Below are 6000 nucleotides of genomic sequence, written 5' to 3' on the forward strand. Positions count from 1 at the left end.
ATTGACATTAGCGTCAATTTATAAAATATTGACCCTCATGTCAATAAAATCTATCAGTGATGGGCCCTGACTCACTGACCGGCGGTGTTCGCGGATCGCCCTGGGTGATTGGCATTGACTGGGAACGTTCGCCAACGCACAGACCAACTACCCGATCAGGCTTAGATTGGTTCAAGCGGGACCATGCCGATGTGCGCCGACCTGTCTCGCTTTTACCCAATCCGCGCCAAAAAAGGACATCTGTCATGAACCAAATTGTCTGGATCGTTGGTGCCGTCGTCATCGTACTTTTCGTGCTCGGATTCTTCGGGTTGCGCTGAGGGACAAGCTTCGCGGCTTGGCCGCAAGCTGACTTAAGACCCCAGCAGCTCAACCCATTCCGTCTTCGCCGCCCCCCGATCAAACGTCAGCAATGGCGCTTGGCCCAACGCAGCACAGGCGGCCGCATGCAGGCCATCGGCAAAATCAACAGCGCCCTCCCGATACAGGTGAAGCGCTTGCTCGACCGAAGCCTCGTTCTCAAATGCGATCTCTTGCGTTTCAAGCAAGGCATTGAAAGCCTTGATCACGGTCGGTTTGTCAAAGCCATAGCGTGAGCGCAGCACCCATTCCAACTCCAGGATGACGGTGGTAGGCACCAACAAGGTTTCTGCGCGAGACCGCACCTTGGCCAACAACGCACCCACCGCCGCCGATTGACGAGCATCGTCATCCACCAACCACCGCACCAGCACATTGGTGTCCAAGCCGGCCATCAGTCGCGCCCGATGTTCATGTCATCAATGGCAACCTTGGCCGAGCCACGTGGCCGCTTGAGCAAGCCCTTCAAATCGACCATAGAGCGGGTCTTGGCCCGCATCACCACCGTGCCATCTTGCAATGGCGTGAAGACCACACGATCCTGGGTGGACAAGCCCAAAGCCTTGCGGATGTCCGCAGGAATGGTGATCTGGCCCTTGCTGGTGACGGTTGATTCAGACATGACAATCTCCTTACATTCATTCAAATGTAAGGAATCCTCAAGTCAAAAGCAAGCCTACCTCACTCCACCGTCACCGACTTGGCCAGGTTACGCGGCTTGTCCACATCCGTCCCCTTCGCACAAGCCGTGTGATACGCCAGCAACTGCAAGGGCACCGTGTGCAAGATCGGGCTCAACGCCCCATAGTGCTCCGGCAACCTGATCACATGCAGCCCCGGCTCCGCCTGAATGTGCGTGTCCGAATCCGCACACACATACAGCTCACCCCCACGCGCCCTCACCTCCTGCATGTTGCTCTTCAGCTTCTCCAGCAAGGTGTCATGCGGCGCCACCACCACCACGGGCATCTCTGACGTCACCAGTGCCAACGGGCCGTGCTTCAACTCACCCGCCGGGTAGGCCTCGGCATGGATGTAGCTGATCTCCTTCAGCTTCAGCGCGCCTTCCAGGGCGATCGGGTAATGCAGCCCACGCCCCAGGAACAAAGCGTTGTCCTTGCGCGCAAACGATTCGGCCCACGAGATGATCTGCGGCTCGAGCGCCAAAACCGATTGCAAGGCCACAGGCAGGTGGCGCATGTCGGTCAGGTGCTCGGTTTCCTGCTCGGGGCTCAAATGGCCGCGCAACTTGGCCAGCGTCAAGGTCAGCAAGAACAAGGCGGCCAATTGCGTGGTGAAGGCCTTGGTCGAGGCCACGCCAATTTCCACACCCGCCCGCGTCACATAGGCCAGCGCGCATTCGCGCACCATGGCACTGGTGGCCACGTTGCAGATGGTCAGCGTGTGCTTCATGCCCAGGCTTTGCGCGTGCTTCAGCGCGGCCAGGGTGTCGGCCGTTTCGCCAGATTGGGTGATGGTGACGACCAGGGTGCGCGCATCGGGCACGCTGTCGCGGTAGCGGTATTCGCTGGCCACTTCCACCTGCGTGGGGATCTTGGCGATCGATTCTAGCCAGTACTTGGCGGCCGAGCCCGAGTAGTAGCTGGTGCCGCAGGCTAGGATCAGCACGCGGTCGATCTTGCCAAACACCTCCAGCGCCTTGTCGCCAAACAGGTCGGGCGTGATGGCGACCACGCCTTCCAGCGTGTCGGCAATGGCGCGCGGTTGCTCGAAGATTTCCTTCTGCATGTAGTGGCGGTAGGGGCCCAGCTCCACCGCGCCGCTGTGAACAGTCACGGTGCGCACAGGGCGCTCGGCGGCATCCACACGCTGGTGTTCGCTGGCGCCCGCAGCGCGGTTCTCGATCCAGTGGCGGCCGGGTTGCAGGTCAACCACGTCGCCTTCTTCCAGGTACACGATCTGGTCGGTCACGCCTGCCAGGGCCATGGCGTCACTCGCTAGAAAGCGTTCGCTAACATCCACGCCGCCCACGCCCAAAATCAAGGGCGAGCCTTGGCGGGCGCCGACCACGCGCTGCGGTTCGTCACTGCAAAACACCGCGATCGCATAGGCGCCGGTCAGGCGCAGCGTGGCGGCCTTGACGGCAGCAAACAGGTCGCCGTCGTACAGGTGGTCCACCAGGTGGCTGATGACTTCGGTGTCGGTCTGGCTGAGGAACTCGTAGCCCTTGGCTTGCAGTTCGGCGCGCAGGGCCTCGTGGTTCTCGATGATGCCGTTGTGCACCAGGGCGATGTGGCCGGGCTTGGTCTTGGCGGCATCCTTGCCGGTGCCGTGCGAAAAGTGCGGGTGGGCGTTGTGCACCGCGGGCGCGCCGTGCGTGGCCCAGCGGGTGTGGGCGATGCCCAGGGTGCTGTTGATGCCGTCGGCCTGGATCAGGGCGCCCAGCTCGGACACGCGCTCGGTGCTGCGCGAGCGGCGCAGTTGCGAGTCTTGCAGCACGGCCACGCCGCAGGAGTCATAGCCACGGTATTCAAGCCGCTTCAGGCCCTCGACCAAAACCGGGGTGATGTTGCGCGATCCAACGGCGCCGACGATTCCGCACATGCTGATGCTCCCTGAGGCCACACGGGGCCAATCCAACAGAAGGGGTCGATGCTAGGACTTATGCCGGGAAATGTTGTTTTGTTTAATGGCATATTTTGAATGAAAATTCAACCTCCATCAGATCAGAAAATCATCATGCAAATGCTGGCTTGTATTTGCAATAATCTTTCATGACCAACGCTACCACGTCATCCTCCATCGACGCCACCGACCTGCAACTGCTGGCCCTGTTGCAGAAAGACGCCACCCTGTCGAACCAGGCCCTGGCTGAATTGGTGAAGGTGTCGCCCGCCACTTGCCACCGCCGCGTCAAGCGCCTGTGGGACGCGGGCCTGATTGAAAAGCAGGTGGCGGTGCTGTCGCCCGAACGCCTGGCCGAGGCGCTGGGTTGGGGCTTGTCGGTGTTGGTCGAAATCACCCTGGACCAGCAAACGCAAGAAGCGCTGGACGCGTTTGAGGCCAAGGCCGTGGCCGACGACCGCGTGCAGCAATGCTGGCGCGTCTCGCCAGGGCCGGACTTCGTGCTGGTGATCCAGGTGGCCGACATGCCCAGCTATCAAGACTTGGCGCGGCAACTGTTCACCGAAGACAGCCAGGTGCGCAATGTGCGCGCCTTCTTCGCGGTCAAGCGGGCCAAGTTTGGCACCGCCCTGCCTTTGCCAACTCAGGGCTGAGGCAGCAAACAGCTTCAGCGCTTGGGAAAGGCCTCGGGGGCGAGGGGATCGACCAATTGCCGCTCTTGCCGCAGGTTCAGCGGCTTGCCATCCAGGGGGTGGTGCTGCGTGCTGGCCACCTGGCGCGAGAACGAACCCTTGGCCGGCTGCAATTCACCCAGGCTGGGCAAGATGGCCATCAATTCCTCGTCGGACAACTTGGACAGCTCGGTCACCGTGGGTTGGCGCTCAAAACTGGGTGGCGCGGGCTGGGGGCTGCTGGGGGGCACGCCCTGCTCGGCGGCCAGCACGGCCTCAGGTGTTTCAGCGACCTCGGGGGGGCGCGGCAGCACAGGCCGCACCTCGGGGGTGGGCCTGATGTCAGCCACGCTCGCCATTTGATCCTCACCTGACGCGTGCTCAAGCGGGTGAGTGGAATATTGATCGGACAAGGCTTTGTCCATCTGGTGTCGGCTCACGACCGACCAGCCCGTCCAGATCGCGGACGACAGCAGCAGCACACCCATGGCCATGGCCGCGTATTTGCGGTTGGGTGTGAGCGGCCACAGCGGGGTGGGCCCGGAAGGCTTGGGCGTGATCCAGTCGATGTCCACGCGGGTTTCTGAAAAGCCGTCATTGTCTTCGGCCACTTCAAGGGCCTTGGCAGCGTTGCCGGTGACGGGCTTGGCCTTGGCTCTGGCCTTCGCGGCCAGCAAGGACGCGTCGTATTCGGCGCGCAACTCGGGATTGATCAGCACTTCGTAGGCGGCGTTGATGGCCACCATCTGGTCGTGCATCTGGTCATCGCGCCCCATGGTGCCGCCCTGGCGATCAGGGTGGCGCTTGCCCGCGAGTGCCCGATAGGATGCCCGGATGACCTCGGTGGGCGCATCCGAGGTGACTTTCAAGCAGTCGTAATGGTTCACGGCCGGGCAGTCCTGCAATGGAGGGGATGTAATGTCGTCATGTTAACGACAGCCCCGCCCCCTGTGCCCGGTGTGAAGGCGCGAGATTGCAATTTTTTTCAGCGTTTGATCTTTTCCGGACGCTGCCAACCGGCCAATGACACCTGTTTGGCACGCGCCACGGTGAGCTGGCCTGCAGGCGCGTCCTTGCCCAGGGTGCTGCCACCGCCGATGGTGGCGCCATCGCCCACGGTGATGGGCGCCACCAGCACGCAGTTGGAGCCCACCTGCACATCGTTGCCGATCACGGTGCGGTGCTTGTTGGCACCATCGTAGTTGGCGGTGATGCTGCCCGCACCATAGTTGACGCGCTCACCCACGGTGGCATCGCCCAGGTAGGCCAGGTGGTTGGCCTTGGAGCCTCGGCCCAGCGTTGAATTCTTGACCTCGACAAAGTTGCCGATGTGGACCTCAGGGCCCAGTTGCGCCCCTGGGCGCAGGCGTGCAAAAGGCCCAATGATGGCGCCCTCGCCCACCGAAACACCCAAGGTGTCGCCATCGATGTGCGTGAAAGGCTGGATGACCACGCCCGCGCCCAAGGTGGCGTTGCGGATCACACAATTGGCACCAATCTGAACGCGGTCGCCCAGGCTCACGGTGCCTTCGAACAGGCAATTGACATCGATGTCCACGTCTTGACCGCATTGCAGCGTGCCGCGCAGATCGAAGCGGGCCGGGTCGGCCAGGCGCACGCCTTGTTCCATCAGGCGCTCAGCCTGGGCACCTTGGTGGCGGCGCTCCAGCTCGGCCAGTTGCAGTGGGCTGTTCACGCCCAGCACCTCGACCTCATCGCGCGGCTGCGCGGCCACCACGGTCACGCCATCCAGTTGGGCCAGGGCCACCACGTCGGTCAGGTAGTACTCGCCTTGCGCGTTCTGGTTGGTCAGCTTGGACAGCCACTGCTTGAGCTTGGCGGTGGGCGCGGCCATCACACCGGTGTAAACCTCGGTGATGGCGCGTTGTGCTTCGGTGGCGTCCTTGTGTTCGACGATGGCCAGCACCTTCTGGCCCGAGGCGTCGCGCACGATGCGGCCATAGCCGGTGGGATCGGGCAGGTGGATGGTCAGCAAGGCCAGCTTGTCGCCGCCACAGGCCTCGACCAGGGCACGCGCGGTGGCGGCTTCGATCAAGGGCGTGTCGCCATTCAGGATCAGGGTGGTGCCTTCATCGGGCAGCACCGGCACGGCCTGCTGCACGGCGTGGCCGGTGCCCAGTTGCGGCTCTTGCCGCACAAAGCTCAAGGGCAGGCCGGTGAAGGCCTGGCGCATGGTGGCCTCAACCTGATCGGCGCCATGCCCGGTGATCACGATCTGCTGCGCCGCCGACAAGCTGGAGGTGGTGCTGATGACGTGGGACAACATGGGGCGACCGGCGATCTTGTGCAGCACCTTGGGGTGGGCCGACTTCATGCGGGTGCCCTTGCCGGCAGCCATGATGACAATGGAAAGCGACATGGG

Annotated in this window: 6 protein-coding genes; 1 reads left to right on the forward strand and 5 read right to left on the reverse strand. The window is 62.6% G+C overall.

Annotated elements, in window-relative coordinates; translation table 11 throughout:
• Window positions 1-353 precede the first annotated feature (353 nt).
• Genes Q7V20_RS19530 through glmS form a run of 3 tightly spaced genes read right to left on the reverse strand, consistent with a single transcriptional unit; the run spans window position 354 to window position 2925 of the window.
• A complete protein-coding gene (locus tag Q7V20_RS19530) occupies window positions 354-755 on the reverse strand; it encodes a PIN domain-containing protein (protein ID WP_304795085.1) in 402 nt (133 codons plus the stop codon).
• Window positions 755-982 carry a type II toxin-antitoxin system PrlF family antitoxin gene (locus Q7V20_RS19535; protein ID WP_304795087.1) on the reverse strand — a complete coding sequence of 76 codons (228 nt, stop codon included), beginning with the start codon at window positions 980-982 and terminating at the stop codon, window positions 755-757. The genes Q7V20_RS19530 and Q7V20_RS19535 overlap by 1 nt, the downstream gene beginning before the upstream one ends.
• A 59-nt stretch (window positions 983-1041) precedes the next feature.
• Window positions 1042-2925 carry a glutamine--fructose-6-phosphate transaminase (isomerizing) gene (glmS, locus tag Q7V20_RS19540; protein WP_304795089.1) on the reverse strand — a complete coding sequence of 628 codons (1884 nt, stop codon included), beginning with the start codon at window positions 2923-2925 and terminating at the stop codon, window positions 1042-1044.
• Window positions 2926-3095: 170 nt separating this feature from the next.
• Between glmS and Q7V20_RS19545 the strand changes: the two genes are divergently transcribed.
• On the forward strand, window positions 3096-3599 hold the full coding sequence (locus Q7V20_RS19545) for an Lrp/AsnC family transcriptional regulator (RefSeq protein WP_304795092.1): 504 nt from the start codon (window positions 3096-3098) through the stop codon (window positions 3597-3599).
• A gap of 14 nt (window positions 3600-3613) precedes the next feature.
• Here Q7V20_RS19545 and Q7V20_RS19550 read toward each other — a convergent pair whose 3' ends face one another.
• Both Q7V20_RS19550 and glmU read right to left on the reverse strand, forming a co-directional pair.
• The gene (locus Q7V20_RS19550) at window positions 3614-4504 is read right to left on the reverse strand and encodes a J domain-containing protein (protein WP_304795095.1); all 891 of its coding nucleotides are present in this window, start codon (window positions 4502-4504) and stop codon (window positions 3614-3616) included.
• Window positions 4505-4602: 98 nt separating this feature from the next.
• Window positions 4603-5997 carry a bifunctional UDP-N-acetylglucosamine diphosphorylase/glucosamine-1-phosphate N-acetyltransferase GlmU gene (glmU, locus tag Q7V20_RS19555; protein ID WP_304795102.1) on the reverse strand — a complete coding sequence of 465 codons (1395 nt, stop codon included), beginning with the start codon at window positions 5995-5997 and terminating at the stop codon, window positions 4603-4605.
• Window positions 5998-6000: the final 3 nt, after the last annotated feature.

The sequence above is a fragment of the Aquabacterium sp. genome (assembly GCF_030652515.1).
Lineage (GTDB): Bacteria > Pseudomonadota > Gammaproteobacteria > Burkholderiales > Burkholderiaceae_C > Aquabacterium.

Excerpts from the sequence above, each read along its gene's own strand:
- glmU (WP_304795102.1), bottom strand. The coding sequence starts at position 5,997 with ATGTCGCTTTCCATTGTCATCATGGCTGCCGGCAAGGGCACCCGCATG.
- Q7V20_RS19545 (WP_304795092.1), top strand. The coding sequence starts at position 3,096 with ATGACCAACGCTACCACGTCATCCTCCATCGACGCCACCGACCTGCAA.
- glmS (WP_304795089.1), bottom strand. The coding sequence starts at position 2,925 with ATGTGCGGAATCGTCGGCGCCGTTGGATCGCGCAACATCACCCCGGTT.
- Q7V20_RS19530 (WP_304795085.1), bottom strand. The coding sequence starts at position 755 with ATGGCCGGCTTGGACACCAATGTGCTGGTGCGGTGGTTGGTGGATGAC.
- Q7V20_RS19535 (WP_304795087.1), bottom strand. The coding sequence starts at position 982 with ATGTCTGAATCAACCGTCACCAGCAAGGGCCAGATCACCATTCCTGCG.